The following is a 15425-nucleotide window of genomic DNA, read 5'->3' on the forward strand; positions in this document are numbered from 1 at the left end:
TGTTGCTACAAACAAGCTAGCAATCATAGAACTGTGAATAAAATGACAAGACCAGAGAGAGAAATATGTTCATGACTTGGGGGAGCACAATTCACATATTTGATCTTGGGGGAGATAACTCCCTCCCCAGTCTTGCCGAAACTTTTGCATTGTCCCTATTCGTTTGTTGCTGTTAATACTCTTTCCCAATCTTCGTTGGGTCTATCAATTTGGGCGACAAGGCCGGACTAAAAAGGGCGCTGTTATTATTGTTGTTAGCACATCTTTTACATCGTTAGCGTTATCAGCAGGGCGATATGCAATCTCGTCCGGCCTTGTCTATTCGGGCACATTTAGTTTGTTGTACAGGCATTAATTGCCATGCAGCGCTTAACCTATGGTGCGTAGCTCGTTATTGAGCTGTTTAATTCTTTTCTGCAGTTGGGCAATTTCGCTCATTAATGCGCATTCTCTTTGCCGGGGTTGTAGATCGCTTTCCCGAACCCATTGGTAGACTGCCTTGGCAGATAGACCGTATTGACGTGCAACATCCGACAGTAAGCGACCTTGCACTTTAACCTCGGTGATAACATGTAGCTTGAGACTATTTTCTGAGATTCCCATGAGCGTTCCCTCTTTTACTGCTTTCTAACTAAAATATGACCGTTTGTGTTGCCTGTTATTGAGGATATTGACGCTGTTCTAAATCCCACTGACTCAGGCCTAGGTGGCGCAGACAGATCCATTCGTGGCGACATAGTGCGATAAAGCTCATGACTGTTTTCATACTTCCTCCTTCATGACCCTAAATACTCGAGTGCATTTTCTGTCTCGATAGGTCCATTTAATTTGGATTAATCCTGTTGAAGTCGACTGGAGTTTTTAGCGATTTCTACCGCGTCTGACTGTCTACTCACTTAGTAGTATGTAAAATTCGTGCCAATATTCTAATTTTTATTTTAATTTTTAAAATCATTGGTTTGCTTATTCGATTAAAACGGCGTGATTTTTTAGTGCTGACAAAAAAGGTGCAAGACGCACTATTTCGGTGCCTTCGGCTTGATATGGAGCAGGGCGGTCTAAGCCAAGATTGAAGCCCTAAATCTGTATCTTTGCTGACTAAAATCTGGATTAGCAGAATTGAATATGGATAAAGGATTGTCTCGAGCGTAATTGCTTATATACTCCCTGCCTTGTGGCAATCCCTAGGTCATTCGTATTACCTAGTGTGAAGTGATATTTCGTGCCCTTTGAGCAGTATTCACAATCATCAATCATATAAAGAGGTTATAAATGATGAAGTGTTTTCAGGCAGTGCAATCTAAACCATCCCTGTTAGCCATAGTGGTATTGACGACCGCGCTAGTTGCATCGGGTTGTACAACAATCAATCCCTATTCAAACGAACAACAAACCGCTAAAGCGACCAGTGGTGCATTGATTGGTGCCGTCGCAGGGGCTGCCATTGGCGTAGTCTCTTCGAGCAAAAGCGACCGCGGTAAAGGTGCCTTAATTGGTGCTGCATCAGGCGCTGCAGTCGGCGGTGGTATTGGTTATTACATGGATGTGCAAGAGACCAAATTACGCCAACAACTCGCTTCAACTGGTGTGAGTGTGACCCGTAGCGGTGATAACATCATTTTGAACATGCCTAATGAAGTCACCTTCGGCGTAGATCAAACCGAGTTAAGTGACGGCGCTAAACGCGTGTTGAACTCAGTGGCGCTTGTGGCCAAGGAATACAGCAAAACGCAGCTTAACGTATTAGGTTATACCGACAGCAGTGGCTCAGACTCGTACAATTTACGTCTGTCACAAGTGCGTGCGGGCGAAGTGGGTAATTACTTGATGAGCAAAGGCGTCGCCTCTGCCCGTGTAAAATCAAAAGGCATGGGTGAAGCGAGTCCAATTGCATCGAATGCCAATGCCAATGGCCGCGCCCAAAACCGCCGTGTTGAGATTGTATTAACGCCGACGGGTCAGTAGTTCAGCATTATCCGTTTTACAAAAGTCGCCTGAGGGCGACTTTTTTGTGTCCGTGTTTGGGATATTTAGCCATGAGTGCCTCGCGGATTTTAGCTAGACAATTTGTCCTTGCTAACCTGTGTTATGGGTGATCTACACCACAATCACATCACAGCGGTTTGCCTTGGGATGAGTTCAGCTTGATCCCTTTATCGATTTCACGTTCTGTATGGGGATAAGTCACCAGAATGACTTTTAGCGCCCAGAGGAGAATATGATTATGATAAGCAAACACCTGTTAGTCGCCTTGAGTTTAAGCCCTGTCATCATGGTGGCTGCTGTACAAGGAATGCCGATGAAAGCCGAAGTGACCACGGGCGCTGCGCAGATAGAATTGCGCGCCGCAGGCAGCTTAAAGGCTGCAATGAAGGATATTATTGCCGCTTATCAAGCACAGTCGCACACGAGTGTTGCTGCGCAATATGCACCTTCAGGTTTATTGTTAAAACGCATTCAAGAGGGCGAGAAAGTCGATATTTTTGCTTCGGCCAACATGAAACATCCGCAGGCGTTAGTGGATGCGGGTCAGGGTAAAGCAGTGCAAATGTTTGCCCGTAATCAACTTTGCGCGGTTGCCCAAGATAATGTCCAAGTGACGAGCGCAACGCTACTCGATACCTTGTTAGATCCTAAGGTCAAAGTTGGCACTTCAACCCCGAAAGCCGATCCGGCGGGGGATTATGCCTGGGCCGTTTTTGCTAAGGCAGAAGCGGTAAAACCCAATGCGAAAGCCGCGTTAGAGACCAAGGCATTGCAACTGACGGGAGGCCCTGAGAGTGCTAAACCGCCTAAAGATCGCAATCCTTATGGCTGGGTGATGGAAAACAAGCAAGCGGATATCTTTTTAACCTATTGCACTAATGCTGTGCTGGCTAAAAAAGAAGTGCCTAGTTTACAAATCATCGACTTACCGCAGGAGCTCGCCGTGGGTGCCGACTATGGTTTATTGGTTTTGCAGGACGCCAATGCTGCCGCAATGCCGTTAGCTGAGTTTATTTTATCGGCAAAAGGCCAAGCGATTCTGAGTCGTTATGGTTTTCAACCTCCGGCAAAATAGCCTTGTTTAGTTTTCCAGCGAGATAAAAAACGGCATCCTTTTTGGTGCCGTTTTTGTTATCAACTTAAACTGTAAAAGCGTTAAAGAATTAGTGCGTTAGTGCATCAGGTAGAGCGTGGCTAATCCGAGGAAGGCGAACAGACCAACCACGTCAGTGACTGTGGTTAGCACCATGCCGCCCGCGAGGGCAGGATCGATTTTAAGGCGTTTTAAAATCAATGGAATACTCGCACCTGCAAGCCCTGCTACTGTCATGTTGATCAGCATGGCGCTACCAATTAAGCCCGCCAGTGCCATATCATCCTTCCACAGCAACACGGCAACAAAGACTAAAATCGACCACATTAAGCCATTGAGAAAGCCAATCGATAATTCTTTACCGATAAGCCAACGGGCGTTGCTTTGGCCTATATGGCCTAAGGCAATACCGCGGATCACGAGCGCTAAGGTTTGATTACCGGCCACACCGCCCATGCTAGGGACAATTGTCATCAGGATGGCGATAGTGGCAAATTGCTCGATAGTGCCTTCAAACATATTGCTGACAGAGGAGGCGAGCAGTGCAGCGAACAAGTTAATCGTGAGCCAGAGTGAGCGACGTAGGGTACTTTTTAGCACTGGGCCAAAAGTATCCTCGTCATCGTCCATCCCCGCCATCCCCATCATGGAATGTTCGGCATCTTCGCGGATAACATCGACCACGTCATCGATTGTTATTCGTCCTAGCAGCTTGCCATCGCTATCAACAACGGGAGCTGATACCCAGTCATTGCGTTCGAATTTCTGCGCTACTTCACTGTCGGACATGCTCACCGGAATACTTTGGATATCGGGGTCCATGATGTTGCGAATTGTGGTGCTTGGCGCGCAAGTCAGTAGATCTGCCAGCCTGACACCGCCGAGCACTTTGTCCTGTTTATCGACCACATATAAGGTATCTGTGGTGTCTGGCAGGTTGCCCCTTTGGCGAAGATAGCGCAGCACCACATCGATATTCACATCGGGTCTTAAGGTGACTGTATCTGTGTTCATCAAGCTGCCAGCGGTCTCATCGGGATAGGATAAGGCTTGTTCAACCCGCTGGCGGTTTTGTTCTGTCATCGACTGCAACACTTGCTTGTAAACGGCATCGGGAAGACTACGCAGGATATAGGCCAGATCGTCGGTGTCCATGCTCGCCGTTGCCTTCGCAACCCGCTCAGGACTCATGCTGCGGATCAGCGGATCTTTAAGTTCTTCGCTTAACTCGTCGAGTATGTCGCCTATTTGTTCCTGATCGATAAGCTGCCACAGCACTTGTCTGGCGCTGGGTGGTGAGGATTCTAAGATCAGCGCGATATCAGAGGCGGCCATTTTTTGCAGCATGTTACGCACGTGCACAAACATGCCACTGCTAAGCGCTTGGTTTAACTGGTCGAGACTATGTCCGGTGTGATCGTTTTCTGAATTATCTACGGGCATTTGTCCTCCATAGTTGTCCGCCACTGTGCGGCAAATTGGTTCGAGAGTGCGCTGCTTGGCGCAGGGCTGAGACTTAGCGGTGACTTCGCGATAGCTATGCTTCAGTCACAGATAGAGCACTCTGGCATAGGTCATGCGTTTTACGCATAGATTAAGGCGGCTAAGACTAAGGTGAGTCAGCGGTAATGCTCGCTAGTGTAATCGCCTATGGTTCGTGTCGTCGAGCGACAAATGTGTCGCCAAGCTTTTGAAACGAGATGTGAACTGCACAAATACGCAGTGCTAAGTGTGATATGTACTAATCTGAGTGCCTGTGTGGAACGCTGAGTATGAAATCAAACTAACAGGCTTCGTCAAACTTAGCGTCGATTAAGGCACAAATGGCATCCAGAGCGGGCTCAGCATCTGGGCCTTCGGCGATAAGTTTAATGGTTTTACCCATGCCAGTCTCAAGCATCAATAAGCCAAGCACGCTGGCGGCCGATGCCTGTTTATCGCCTTGTATCAAGGTGATAGTCGCATCAAACTCGGATGCCAGTACCACCAACTTAGTGGCGGCACGGGCATGTAATCCCAGTTTGTTACAGATGGTGATCTGACGTTCAAGCTTTGGCATTATTGAGCTCTCGATGACGGGCATAAACTTTATGTTTACCGTTACTAAAGCGTTTGGCCAATTGCTCTGCGACGTAAACCGATCTGTGCTGTCCACCTGTGCAGCCAATGGCCACAGTTAAATAACTGCGATTGTTGCGCTCGAGATGCGGCAGCCAAGTTTCCAGTAAATTCTCGATTTGCCAGATGAACTTATTCACGAGTGGTTGACGATTTAAGAACTCAGCCACGGGCTCATCTAAGCCTGTCAATGGACGCAGCGCCAGTTCCCAGTGTGGGTTAGGCAGAAAGCGTACATCAAACATAAAGTCGGCTTCGGTTGGCATACCGTGCTTAAAGCCAAAGGACTCGAAGTTAATCACTAACTCTTTATCGACGCTGCCGAGCAGAATTTGTCTCACTTGATCGCTTAAATCATAGATATTCAAATTCGACGTATCTATGTAGTGATCGACCAGTTTTGACATAGGCTCGAGCAGTTTCCCTTCCAGTTTTATTGCTTCTTGCAAAGAGACTTGGCTCTTTGACAAAGGGTGCAAACGGCGGGTCTCGCTGTAACGCTTGAGCAGAATTTTATCGCTGGAATTGAGGAAGAAGCTGGTTAACTCAGTATCAGGAGGTAGGCTCGCGAGTTGCTTCACTAAGACCTTGTCCTGCTCAGGCATGTTACGCACGTCGACACTGATGGCGACGAGATCGTTACTGCCTTTGAGTTGCTCAAGCAAAGTGCCGATTAAGGGCAAGGGAAGGTTATCGACACAATAATAGCCGAGATCTTCGAGTACCCTTAGGGCGACAGATTTGCCTGAGCCTGAGCGGCCCGACACTATGACCAGTTTCATCCAGTGATTACCTGATAGAGTTCCGTTTCATCATGCGTCTTGCGTAATTGCTTTAATATTTGCTTGTCGCTCAGCTTTTCGGCCATGCAAGACAAGGTACTTAAGTGCTGCTGACATTGGTCTGCAGGCACCAGTAGTGCAAATAAAATATCAACAGGTTGCTTATCGATAGCATCGAATGCTATCGGCTCTTCACACTTAATGAGTATGGCAATGGGCTGATCTATATCGGCTAGTCGACCATGTGGAATGGCGATGCCGTTACCTATACCTGTGCTCCCCATCTTTTCGCGCGCCACTAGGCTTTCGAATATCTCTTGAGATGAGAGGGTCGGGTACTGGGCAGCGACTAAGTCGCTGATGAGTTCCAGTACCTTTTTCTTGCTGCCCGGAGTGGCGCAGGTAGTGCACTCCGGCCGCAGTATGGTACAAAGTTCCATTATTAGTGTTTTGTTAACTTCTCTTTGTGTTTAATAACCTGACGATCAAGCTTGTCAATCAGGGCGTCTATAGCGGCATACATGTCAGCATGCTCTGAAGTAGCAAAAACTTCACCACCGATAAGATTTATTCTCGCTTCGGCAATCTGTTGCATTTTCTCGACATTGAGCACAACGTGCACATTATTGATCTGTTCGAAATGGCGTTCAAGTTTTGAAAACTTTTCTTCTACATATGCGCGTAACGATTCGGTAATTTCGACATGGTGTCCACTCAGGTTTATTTGCATAGAAACGTCCTCCGATATCCACTGTAGGTTATAAACTTTTACGCTGATTAGAAGGCGGAATGAGCATAGCCTCTCGGTACTTCGCAATGGTTCTGCGGGCTACGTTGATCCCTTGTTCTGCCAGAAGTTGTGCCATCTTACTGTCGCTCAATGGTTTTTTCTGGTTTTCCGCTGCAACCAGTTTCTTAATGAAGGCTCTGATTGCTGTGGATGAGCACTCCCCACCATCGTCAGTACCGACGTGGCTAGAGAAGAAGTATTTTAGTTCAAAAAGTCCCTTAGGGGTATGCATGTATTTCTGGGTTGTCACCCGTGAGATGGTCGACTCATGCATTTCTACCGCTTCGGCAATATCGTTCAGCACCATAGGTTTCATGGCTTCTTCACCGTATTCAAAGAAACCTTGCTGATATTGGACGATACAGTTCGCCACCTTCAACAGGGTATCATTACGGCTCTCTAAACTCTTGATAAACCATTTAGCCTCTTGCAGATGACCACGAATAAATTGGCTATCGGCTTGGCTTTTAGTGCAGCGCGCCATCGAAGCATAATGTTGATTTACATTGATTTTTGGCATGCAGTCAGGATTAAGCTCAACCACCCAGCGGCCATTTTTCTTCGACACTGACACATCTGGGATGACGTATTCGTCATCGTTGGGCGTAATCAATAAACCTGGGCGAGGATTGAGGGTTTGGATAAGCGCGATGCCGTCTCTTAACTCATCCTCTTTTAATTTAGTCTTACGCATCAACAATCTAAAATCGCGGGCGGCGATCAGATCTAAATGATCTTTGATCAGCATGCGGGCGTTTTCTAGGTTGGGCGTGTCAGCGGCGAAATGCGATAGTTGGATCAACAGGCACTCGCTTAAATCGCGGGCGGCAACACCAATGGGATCAAAATGTTGAATGCGCTTGAGTACGGCTTCGACTTCGTCGAGCTCAACCTCAGAATTGCCCATGGCTTCGAGGATTTCGTCAGTGCTTTGGGTGAGATAGCCTTGATCGTCGATGGCATCAATAATGGCGGTGGCAATGGCTAAATCGGTTTCAGAAAACGGTGTGAGGTTTTTTTGCCATTCTAAGTGTTCATACAAGCCTTCACTGGTCTCACCTTGGAAGGGCATATCGTCTTCACGACTGCCGCCGGGGCCAGAATTAGGGGAGGCGGTGAACACTTCATCCCAGGTGGTGTCCATGGGGAGTTCGTCGGGCATGGATTCTTTGGTTAAGGACTCTGCCGTGTCTATGGTGGAGCTGTCTTTCTCTGGCGGCAGAGTGCTCGATTCACTGAAATCCGTATCGGAAAGCGTTTGGTTTACAGGGTCTTTAGTGGCGTCGAATTGATCCTCTTCCAGCTCGAGAAGGGGATTAGAATCTAAGGCTTGCTGGATCTCTTGCTGCAGTTCTAATGACGACAGTTGCAACAGACGAATGGCCTGTTGTAATTGTGGCGTCATGGTTAACTGTTGACCCAGTTTGAGCTGGAGTGACGCTTTCATGTTACCGCTGATCCCTACGTTATTATTGTTGGATGAGGTCGCTTGTTATCATCTTGAGTGGAGCCCAATGCTGGCACAAATTGCCTTCATTGGCTCCGCTTGATTAACTATAGCCTGAATTGTTCACCTAAGTACACAGCCCTAACTTGCTGATTGTCTAAGATCTCTGCAGGTGTTCCTTCGGCAATCAGGTTTCCGTGACTCACAATATAGGCATGTTCACACACATCTAATGTCTCGCGAACATTATGGTCGGTGATCAACACGCCAAGGCCACGACTTTTGAGCTGTTCGATAATCTTTTTAATGTCGATAACTGAAATCGGATCGACACCCGCAAAGGGTTCATCGAGCAAAATGAACTTAGGATTTGCCGCTAACGCCCGTGCAATTTCTACACGGCGACGTTCGCCACCCGACAATGACATACCTTGGCTGTCACGGATGTGGGTGATGTGGAATTCTTCGAGCAGATGCTCGAGTTGTTCTTCCCTTTGCTCTTTCTTCAATTCTTTGCGCGTTTGCAGTACGGCCATGATGTTGTCATGGACGGTCAGCTTACGGAAGATACTGGCTTCCTGCGGTAAGTAACCTATGCCTTTGCGGGCGCGCAGGTGCATAGGATCTGCGGTTAAATCATCATCGTCGATAAAGATGTGGCCTTTATCGCTTTTAACCAGACCGACGACCATGTAAAAGGTGGTGGTTTTACCCGCACCGTTTGGGCCGAGTAGTCCAACAACTTGACCTGTCTTTACCGTTAGACTGACGTCTTTAACCACTTGGCGACTCTTATAACTCTTCGCCAGATTTTGTGCTCTTAGGGTGATTTGGGTCATTTAGAGTCCTGCTTTTTCACAGGTTTATCCGCTGGCGCGTCTGGTTTGGCATCATCTTGATAGTTTTCTGGCTGAATAATAGTGATCACGCGATCGTCACCATTACCTGTGCTCTCAGCAATCAATTTTTGCTGGATGATGTTATAGCGGATCACATTACCCGTCACTTGGCTACCTGCTTGATCTAACGAAGCTTGGCCTTTCAGTGTCAGGGTACGGCTTGCCATATCGTAACGAATTTCTTTCGCGCTCGCCGAGGCTGGACGACCATCGTCTAACACTTGGCTGTAAGTTGCGGGGTTACCAGTGGCCACTAAAATTTTGCTATTTTCACCTTCGGCAGAAAATGCACGCAGTTCATTTGCTTGGATTTTTATCGAGCCTTGGGTAACTTCCACCGGACCAAAGAAGATGATCTGGTTGTTCTTGATATCTGCCGTTTGGCTCACTGCTTTGATTTTAACTTCCTGCTTTAGGTCGTCGACTTTAGCAAAGGCGCTCATGCTCATTATTAGCATTAGGCTGGCAAGTAATACGTTATTTTGCTTCATATGTTCCTACTACCTGACTGGTCAATTTCACTTCCTGCGCGTTGAGGTCGGCATAAAGGCCTTGGCCTTGAATATTAAAATCTTTCCCTGTGACGTAAATGGTACGGTCAGAGGTCATTATCATAGTATTGAGATCGAGTTCCAGATAACTGGTGGACAAGGTCTGGATCGGTTCTTCTGCGCTAATGGCATCAATAATAACATTGTTTTCGAGTACAACCTTGCCCGTTTCCTTGTTTAGCTTGCCCTGATCTGCACTGAGTTGCCATTGTGCTTTACCTTGGTCTGGATAAACAAGATAAACAGGTTGAGTAAAGTAAGTTTGATTCGTTGAATCATAATGTTCCATGTGTTTCGCCGTCACACGGCTATTGACTAGCCCTTGTTCATTGAACTCAACACTGCGCAGATCTTCAATGATGAAATCTGGGGTATTCTGATCTTTAACTCTATTATCGGTATCACCGCTGTGCTTGTTCTGCACTTGCCAATACAGCACTAATGCAGTTCCAAAAAAAGCGATAATCGCGAGTGTCACACGACTCATATACTCATTCCATGGGCCGAAGTGAATTTATTTTGACTGAGTAGCAACAGATCTGTGAGTTCACGCAGTGCACCGTGGCCGCCATTGAGCGTAGTCACAAAGTGGGCGTGCTGACGAACATAGGGATGACCATCGGCTACGCTGACTGCTAAACCGACGACATTCATCACTGGCAGATCGACAATATCATCACCGATATACGCCACTTCTTCTGGGGTAACACCATAGAGTGCGAGCAATGCTTCATAGGGCTCGAACTTATTGTCTACGCCTTGGTAAATATGGGTTACGCCAAGCGCCGTCATACGGTTTTCAACGATTTTGGATTGACGTCCAGTGATCACCGCAAGATTAAAACCGCTGGTGAGTATCGAGCGCACGCCATAGCCGTCGCGGGTGTGGAAGGCTTTTAGCTCTTCGCCGCTATTGCTTAAGTAAATACGACCGTCGGAAAACACCCCGTCGACGTCACAGATCAACAGTTTAATCTTTTGCGCGCGTTGCCACACATCATCACTGATTGGGCCGTAAAATCCTTGCTGTGGCATTAAATGACTCCTGCTTTAACCATGTCTAGCATGTTAAGAGCGCCGATTGGATGGCGGTCTTTATCGATAACAATTAATCCGTTGATGTTTTTTGAGTCCATCACTTGCAGCGCTTGGGCGGCCAACACACCGTCGGTGATGGTCACGCAGTTACGGGTCATCACATCGGCGATGGGCGTAGTGCGTAGATTTACTTCGGCATCGATAACGCGGCGTAAATCACCATCGGTGAAGATACCAACCAGCTTGCGCTGATCATCGATAATCGCCGTCATGCCTAAGCCTTTTTTGGAGATTTCGTACAGGGCTTCTGTGATGCAAATATCGTGGTTAACGAGCGGTAAGTCATCACCGCTATGCATGACATCGCAGACTTTTAACAATAACTTGCGTCCTAAAGCACCGCCAGGATGGGACATAGCAAAGTCATCACGGGTAAAGCCTTTCGCTTGTAGTAATGCAATAGCAATCGCATCGCCCATCACTAAGGTCGCGGTAGTGCTTGATGTTGGGGCGAGTCCCAGTGGGCAAGCCTCTTCTGGGACTTCAATACATAAATGTACTTTAGATAAGCGCGCCATGTTCGATTCGGGTTTACCTGTTACCGCGATAACGGGCACGCCCATACGTTGGATGACGGGCATTAAGGTGAGGATTTCGCTCGACTCACCGGAATTTGAAATCGCTAAAATCACATCGTTATCGGCTAATACACCGAGATCGCCGTGGCTGGCTTCACCCGGATGCACAAAAAATGCGGGCGTTCCTGTGCTGGCGAGGGTGGCAGAAATCTTATTGCCGATATGGCCCGACTTGCCCATTCCCATGACAATCACTTTGCCTGTGCAGTTAAGGATCAACTCGCAAGCTTCTGCAAATTCAGCCGAATCAACATATTGATAAAGATTGTCTAGGGCTGACTTTTCAATGTCGATAACTTTACAGCCCCATTGGCGCAGTTGTGATTTGTCTACCATGTCTATCTCTCTTTTTGCATTGTCTTTGTCGCCCCATTGATGGGATTGGAATAGCACAATTTGGTACGCGATAAAGATGATATGTAATAGGCTTTCTGCCAAGTTTTAGTTTGTTTTCAGACGATTTAGCTTATGTCTTGTTGTGGTTTATTCCCTAAAGCAACAAAACAATTGCGGCAGGCTAGAGCGATTGATCCGACTCGTCAAGTTCAGCTGCGGCAACTATTCATGCACAATAACCTGTTTAGCGGCCGAAGGTCTTGAGCAATATCATCGTCTTTGTCGTTTATTTCAATGCATTTATCCCGTATCGCGGCGGGTATTACCGCACGGGATGCCTCTATTTCACACTCGTATATCGACTCATTGCACCTAAAATTGGACGAAGAGCGAGCTAAGTGCGAACGAATTAGCCAATATCGCCAATTCTGCAACTAGGTTGAAAACATTAAGTAACATTTTACCTGTGCAGAGTGAAAACTTAGGGCGCATTTTCGCTGTAAATGAGGCAAATTGAAAGTATCGCAGGGCGATAGTGTCGATTCGGTTGTAGGTTAAAGCGCAATTACGTACAATTTGCGGCTCTTCGATTGGTCAGTCTAGGAAGACTAGGATCACCTCTTTGCAAATGTCGGAATCAAGCATGACTCAAGAACAAACGCCGTTGGTTGAGATCCGTAATTTGGGGTTTAGCCGCGGTCAGCGTGTGATATATGAAGATATTAGCCTGTCCATTCCAAGGGGCAAGGTGACGGCGATCATGGGGCCGAGCGGCATAGGCAAAACGACCCTGTTAAAGTTGATCGGCGGCCAATTAACGCCTGACCACGGACAAGTGCTATTTGATGGCCACGATATCCATGGCGTGAGTCGCAATGAATTATTTAGTCTGCGTAAGCGGATGAGCATGTTGTTTCAAAGCGGCGCGCTGTTTACCGACATTAATGTGTTCGATAACGTGGCCTTTGCGCTGCGCGAACATTCAGGTCTGCCAGAAGACATTATTCGCACTATCGTGCTGATGAAGCTCGAAGCCGTAGGCTTACGTGGTGCCGCCCAGATGATGCCAAGTGAGTTATCCGGTGGTATGCAACGCCGCGCGGCATTGGCCAGAGCCATCGCGCTTGAGCCTGAAATGGTGATGTACGATGAACCTTTTGCCGGCCAAGATCCTATCTCTATGGGCGTGTTAGTGAAGCTTATTCGTGAGTTATCCGATGCGCTGAATCTGACCTCCATTGTGGTCTCCCACGATGTGGATGAAGTTCTCGGTATTGCCGATTATGTGTATGTGGTGGCCGATAAAAAAGTTATCGCCCACGGCACGCCAGAGGAATTGAAGTACGCCGACAATCCGCAGCTAAAACAGTTTATTCAAGGCGCGCCGGATGGCCCTGTACCCTTCCATTATCCGGCGAATGATTACCAACAAGAATTAATGGCAAAAGGAGTTGGCAAGTGAAGTTAATAGACAGTATTGCCGACTTGGGCCGTAGCGCGATTGAGTTAGTGCTCGGTTTTGGCCGTGCAGGGCTCATGTTGTGGGGGGCGATTTTTCGCTGGCCACGGGTGCGTAAAGGTTTTCCACTATTAGTGCGCCAGATTTATGTGGTCGGCGTGCAATCTATGGTGATTATTTTAGTCTCAGGGCTTTTTATCGGCATGGTGTTGGCGCTGCAAGGCTACAACATCTTAGTTGGTTTTGGCACCGAAGAAAGCTTAGGCCCTATGGTGGCGCTCAGTTTACTGCGTGAGTTAGGGCCAGTGGTTACCGCACTTTTGTTTGCGGGACGTGCGGGTTCAGCCTTAACCGCTGAAATTGGTTTAATGAAAAGTACCGAGCAGCTCTCGAGTTTAGAGATGATGGCTATCGACCCATTAAGGCAGATTATTGCACCGCGCTTTTGGGCTGGGGTGATCAGTATGCCATTGCTGGCGTTAATGTTTACCGCTGTGGGTATTTACGGTGGTCACATTGTGGGCGTGGAATGGAAGGGTATCGACAGCGGGGCGTTTTGGTCGATTCTGCAGGCGTCGGTCGAATGGCGTCAGGACATAGTTAACTGCTTAATCAAGAGTGGTGTGTTTGCCGTAGTGGTGACTTGGATTGCGTTATATCGCGGTTATCAAGTGATCCCAAATCCGGAAGGCATCAGCCGTGCAACGACTCAGACTGTGGTTCAGTCGAGCCTCGCTGTATTGGCATTAGATTTTTTACTGACAGCCCTGATGTTTGGCCGCTAACGGAACACTGCGGATTTCGACACAGGTAAGATGGATTAACAGAGTGGTAGCTGAACATGTTGACACGAAAAATTGAATTATTAGTGGGTGTGTTTCTTTTAACGGGATTGGCCGCTTTTTTGGTCTTAGTCTTTAACGTCGCCAATATTGAAGTTAAAAGCAGCGATAGCACTTATACCATAAAAGCCAATTTCACCAATATTGGTGGCTTGAAGGTACGTTCGCCCGTTAAGGTCGGCGGTGTTGTGGTTGGCCGCGTCAGTGGCATTGATTTAGATCCCGTTAAGTTAGTGGCTGTGGTCACCTTAGTGATGGATAAACGTTACGATAAATTCCCAGAAACCAGTAGTTTAGCAATTTTGACTTCGGGTTTATTGGGCGAGCAATTCTTAGGGTTAACACCGGGTTTTGTCGACGATGATGTCAGTATGCTCAAAGATGGCGATAAGATTGATGACACGCGCTCGGCATTAGTGTTGGAGGAACTGATTGGTCAGTTCTTATATAGTATGGGTTCGAAGGATAAATAGGGGTTACCGCTATGTTTAAAAACTTATCTCGTTTTTTACTGCCGTTAGTGATGATTTTAGGGACAACGAGCGCTGTTGCCGCCGATGTGGTGGTCGACACTATGGACCCGTATGCCATGGTGAAAGCCGTTGCCAATAAAACCTTTGATCGTTTTCATAAAGATAAAGCGTTAATCGATGCCGATTCAGATCATTTAAAGGTGATCGTTCGTGAAGAACTAATGCCTTATGTCGATTATAAATACGCATCTTACAAAGTCTTAGGCCAATATCTTAAGGATTCAACCGAAGATCAGCGTAATCGTTTCGTCGATGCCTTTGAAGGTTATTTAGTGTCGACTTATGCCCAAGCTTTTACTGAATACACCAATCAAAAAGTGGAATTTTCACCTGGGGTTGATTTCAGCAAAGAGAAAATGGTCGATGTAAACGTGCAGATCATCGAAGCCGGTCGTCCGCCAATCAAACTGCTGTTTAAGGCACGCCGTTTGAAAGATGACTCATGGAAGGCATTCGACTTAGTTGCCGAAGGTGTGAGCTTACTGTCTTCTAAGCAGTCTGAAATCTCGAATCTGATTCGCCAGCAGGGTATCGATCCTGTGATTAAGATGCTCGAAGATCGTACCAAAGAAAAAGTGACGATCAAGGCTAAATCAGGGAAGTCGCAGTCGTGATTGAATTTGTGCAACAAGGCACAGTTTGTCATCTCAAAGGGCGCATAACCCAAGCCGATGTCATTACACTTTGGCCACAGCGGCAACAACTGCTGGGCGAGTCTACTCAGATATTGTCTTTATCTGGGCTTGAATACAGTGATAGCGCTGGTATGGCATTTTTGCTGGCGTTAGTGCGTGAACATGGCAGCCAACTTGAATTGAGTTCTGCCTCACCACAACTTAAAAAACTCATCGATTTATATGATTTACATGCCTTCTTTACCGAAGAAGCGCATTGAGAATAGGGTAATAGATTT

Annotated in this window: 20 protein-coding genes; 7 read left to right on the forward strand and 13 right to left on the reverse strand. The window is 47.1% G+C overall.

Annotated features, from left to right (window positions below; all coding sequences use genetic code 11):
* Positions 1-369 precede the first annotated feature (369 nt).
* On the reverse strand, positions 370-603 hold the full coding sequence (locus Q4Q57_RS14620) for a transposase (protein WP_311891227.1): 234 nt from the start codon (positions 601-603) through the stop codon (positions 370-372).
* 672 nt (positions 604-1275) lie between these two features.
* Between Q4Q57_RS14620 and Q4Q57_RS14625 the strand changes: the two genes are divergently transcribed.
* The gene (locus tag Q4Q57_RS14625) at positions 1276-1965 is read left to right on the forward strand and encodes an OmpA family protein (RefSeq protein WP_259511273.1); all 690 of its coding nucleotides are present in this window, start codon (positions 1276-1278) and stop codon (positions 1963-1965) included.
* Between the two features lie 148 nt (positions 1966-2113).
* Here the strand turns inward: Q4Q57_RS14625 and Q4Q57_RS14630 are convergent, their stop codons facing one another.
* Positions 2114-2239: a hypothetical protein gene (locus Q4Q57_RS14630; protein ID WP_259399979.1), complete on the reverse strand. Its 126-nt coding sequence runs from the start codon at positions 2237-2239 to the stop codon at positions 2114-2116.
* Between Q4Q57_RS14630 and Q4Q57_RS14635 the strand changes: the two genes are divergently transcribed.
* Positions 2225-3061, forward strand: a complete 837-nt coding sequence (locus tag Q4Q57_RS14635) for a molybdate ABC transporter substrate-binding protein (protein ID WP_311891228.1) — start codon at positions 2225-2227, stop codon at positions 3059-3061. The genes Q4Q57_RS14630 and Q4Q57_RS14635 overlap by 15 nt on opposite strands.
* 96 nt (positions 3062-3157) lie before the next feature.
* On the opposite strand, the gene mgtE is transcribed toward Q4Q57_RS14635, so the two are convergent.
* The 11 genes from mgtE to Q4Q57_RS14690 form a co-directional block, all read right to left on the reverse strand.
* Entirely contained in the window at positions 3158-4522 is a 1365-nt protein-coding gene (mgtE, locus tag Q4Q57_RS14640) for a magnesium transporter (protein WP_115335537.1), read from the reverse strand.
* Between the two features lie 340 nt (positions 4523-4862).
* Positions 4863-5138 (reverse strand): HPr family phosphocarrier protein, encoded by a 276-nt coding sequence (locus Q4Q57_RS14645; protein ID WP_006083073.1) that lies wholly within the window; start codon positions 5136-5138, stop codon positions 4863-4865.
* Entirely contained in the window at positions 5125-5979 is an 855-nt protein-coding gene (gene rapZ, locus Q4Q57_RS14650) for an RNase adapter RapZ (RefSeq protein WP_006083072.1), read from the reverse strand. Before rapZ ends, Q4Q57_RS14645 begins: the two co-directional genes overlap by 14 nt.
* On the reverse strand, positions 5976-6419 hold the full coding sequence (ptsN, locus tag Q4Q57_RS14655; RefSeq protein WP_006083071.1) for a PTS IIA-like nitrogen regulatory protein PtsN: 444 nt from the start codon (positions 6417-6419) through the stop codon (positions 5976-5978). The genes rapZ and ptsN overlap by 4 nt, the downstream gene beginning before the upstream one ends.
* A gap of 2 nt (positions 6420-6421) precedes the next feature.
* Complete coding sequence (hpf, locus tag Q4Q57_RS14660; RefSeq protein ID WP_006083070.1) at positions 6422-6709, reverse strand: ribosome hibernation promoting factor; 288 nt, start codon at positions 6707-6709, stop codon at positions 6422-6424.
* A 28-nt stretch (positions 6710-6737) separates the two neighbouring features.
* The gene (locus Q4Q57_RS14665; protein WP_311891229.1) at positions 6738-8216 is read right to left on the reverse strand and encodes an RNA polymerase factor sigma-54; all 1479 of its coding nucleotides are present in this window, start codon (positions 8214-8216) and stop codon (positions 6738-6740) included.
* Positions 8217-8323: 107 nt separating this feature from the next.
* A complete protein-coding gene (gene lptB, locus Q4Q57_RS14670) occupies positions 8324-9055 on the reverse strand; it encodes an LPS export ABC transporter ATP-binding protein (protein WP_106649416.1) in 732 nt (243 codons plus the stop codon).
* Positions 9052-9606, reverse strand: coding sequence for a lipopolysaccharide transport periplasmic protein LptA (lptA, locus tag Q4Q57_RS14675; RefSeq protein ID WP_311891230.1), 555 nt, complete (start codon positions 9604-9606; stop codon positions 9052-9054). The genes lptB and lptA overlap by 4 nt, the downstream gene beginning before the upstream one ends.
* Entirely contained in the window at positions 9593-10153 is a 561-nt protein-coding gene (gene lptC, locus Q4Q57_RS14680; RefSeq protein ID WP_220591973.1) for an LPS export ABC transporter periplasmic protein LptC, read from the reverse strand. Before lptC ends, lptA begins: the two co-directional genes overlap by 14 nt.
* A complete protein-coding gene (kdsC, locus tag Q4Q57_RS14685) occupies positions 10150-10701 on the reverse strand; it encodes a 3-deoxy-manno-octulosonate-8-phosphatase KdsC (RefSeq protein ID WP_006083065.1) in 552 nt (183 codons plus the stop codon). The genes lptC and kdsC overlap by 4 nt, the downstream gene beginning before the upstream one ends.
* Positions 10701-11678: a KpsF/GutQ family sugar-phosphate isomerase gene (locus Q4Q57_RS14690; protein ID WP_006086070.1), complete on the reverse strand. Its 978-nt coding sequence runs from the start codon at positions 11676-11678 to the stop codon at positions 10701-10703. The genes kdsC and Q4Q57_RS14690 overlap by 1 nt, the downstream gene beginning before the upstream one ends.
* Positions 11679-12321: 643 nt before the next feature.
* On the opposite strand from Q4Q57_RS14690, the gene mlaF reads away from it, so the two are divergent.
* The 5 genes from mlaF to Q4Q57_RS14715 are packed head-to-tail and all read left to right on the forward strand — an operon-like array spanning position 12322 to position 15407.
* Positions 12322-13140, forward strand: coding sequence for a phospholipid ABC transporter ATP-binding protein MlaF (mlaF, locus tag Q4Q57_RS14695; RefSeq protein WP_063882287.1), 819 nt, complete (start codon positions 12322-12324; stop codon positions 13138-13140).
* Positions 13137-13922 carry a lipid asymmetry maintenance ABC transporter permease subunit MlaE gene (gene mlaE, locus Q4Q57_RS14700; RefSeq protein ID WP_006083062.1) on the forward strand — a complete coding sequence of 262 codons (786 nt, stop codon included), beginning with the start codon at positions 13137-13139 and terminating at the stop codon, positions 13920-13922. Before mlaF ends, mlaE begins: the two co-directional genes overlap by 4 nt.
* Positions 13923-13978: 56 nt before the next feature.
* Entirely contained in the window at positions 13979-14452 is a 474-nt protein-coding gene (gene mlaD, locus Q4Q57_RS14705) for an outer membrane lipid asymmetry maintenance protein MlaD (RefSeq protein ID WP_006083061.1), read from the forward strand.
* A gap of 11 nt (positions 14453-14463) precedes the next feature.
* Complete coding sequence (locus Q4Q57_RS14710) at positions 14464-15126, forward strand: ABC transporter substrate-binding protein (RefSeq protein ID WP_311891231.1); 663 nt, start codon at positions 14464-14466, stop codon at positions 15124-15126.
* Positions 15123-15407 carry a lipid asymmetry maintenance protein MlaB gene (locus tag Q4Q57_RS14715; protein WP_006086066.1) on the forward strand — a complete coding sequence of 95 codons (285 nt, stop codon included), beginning with the start codon at positions 15123-15125 and terminating at the stop codon, positions 15405-15407. The genes Q4Q57_RS14710 and Q4Q57_RS14715 overlap by 4 nt, the downstream gene beginning before the upstream one ends.
* Positions 15408-15425: the final 18 nt, after the last annotated feature.

The organism is Shewanella sp. SP2S2-6, from assembly GCF_031931965.1.
In the GTDB taxonomy this organism is placed as follows: Bacteria; Pseudomonadota; Gammaproteobacteria; order Enterobacterales; family Shewanellaceae; genus Shewanella; species Shewanella baltica.

What these genes read in the sequence shown, in the direction of transcription:
- lptB (WP_106649416.1), bottom strand. Translation starts at nt 9,055, where the DNA reads ATGACCCAAATCACCCTAAGAGCACAAAATCTGGCGAAGAGTTATAAG.
- lptC (WP_220591973.1), bottom strand. Translation starts at nt 10,153, where the DNA reads ATGAGTCGTGTGACACTCGCGATTATCGCTTTTTTTGGAACTGCATTA.
- ptsN (WP_006083071.1), bottom strand. Translation starts at nt 6,419, where the DNA reads ATGGAACTTTGTACCATACTGCGGCCGGAGTGCACTACCTGCGCCACT.
- rapZ (WP_006083072.1), bottom strand. Translation starts at nt 5,979, where the DNA reads ATGAAACTGGTCATAGTGTCGGGCCGCTCAGGCTCAGGCAAATCTGTC.
- Q4Q57_RS14620 (WP_311891227.1), bottom strand. Translation starts at nt 603, where the DNA reads ATGGGAATCTCAGAAAATAGTCTCAAGCTACATGTTATCACCGAGGTT.
- Q4Q57_RS14710 (WP_311891231.1), top strand. Translation starts at nt 14,464, where the DNA reads ATGTTTAAAAACTTATCTCGTTTTTTACTGCCGTTAGTGATGATTTTA.
- hpf (WP_006083070.1), bottom strand. Translation starts at nt 6,709, where the DNA reads ATGCAAATAAACCTGAGTGGACACCATGTCGAAATTACCGAATCGTTA.
- Q4Q57_RS14625 (WP_259511273.1), top strand. Translation starts at nt 1,276, where the DNA reads ATGAAGTGTTTTCAGGCAGTGCAATCTAAACCATCCCTGTTAGCCATA.
- kdsC (WP_006083065.1), bottom strand. Translation starts at nt 10,701, where the DNA reads ATGCCACAGCAAGGATTTTACGGCCCAATCAGTGATGATGTGTGGCAA.
- Q4Q57_RS14645 (WP_006083073.1), bottom strand. Translation starts at nt 5,138, where the DNA reads ATGCCAAAGCTTGAACGTCAGATCACCATCTGTAACAAACTGGGATTA.
- Q4Q57_RS14665 (WP_311891229.1), bottom strand. Translation starts at nt 8,216, where the DNA reads ATGAAAGCGTCACTCCAGCTCAAACTGGGTCAACAGTTAACCATGACG.
- mlaF (WP_063882287.1), top strand. Translation starts at nt 12,322, where the DNA reads ATGACTCAAGAACAAACGCCGTTGGTTGAGATCCGTAATTTGGGGTTT.
- Q4Q57_RS14635 (WP_311891228.1), top strand. Translation starts at nt 2,225, where the DNA reads ATGATAAGCAAACACCTGTTAGTCGCCTTGAGTTTAAGCCCTGTCATC.
- Q4Q57_RS14690 (WP_006086070.1), bottom strand. Translation starts at nt 11,678, where the DNA reads ATGGTAGACAAATCACAACTGCGCCAATGGGGCTGTAAAGTTATCGAC.
- lptA (WP_311891230.1), bottom strand. Translation starts at nt 9,606, where the DNA reads ATGAAGCAAAATAACGTATTACTTGCCAGCCTAATGCTAATAATGAGC.
- mlaD (WP_006083061.1), top strand. Translation starts at nt 13,979, where the DNA reads ATGTTGACACGAAAAATTGAATTATTAGTGGGTGTGTTTCTTTTAACG.
- mgtE (WP_115335537.1), bottom strand. Translation starts at nt 4,522, where the DNA reads ATGCCCGTAGATAATTCAGAAAACGATCACACCGGACATAGTCTCGAC.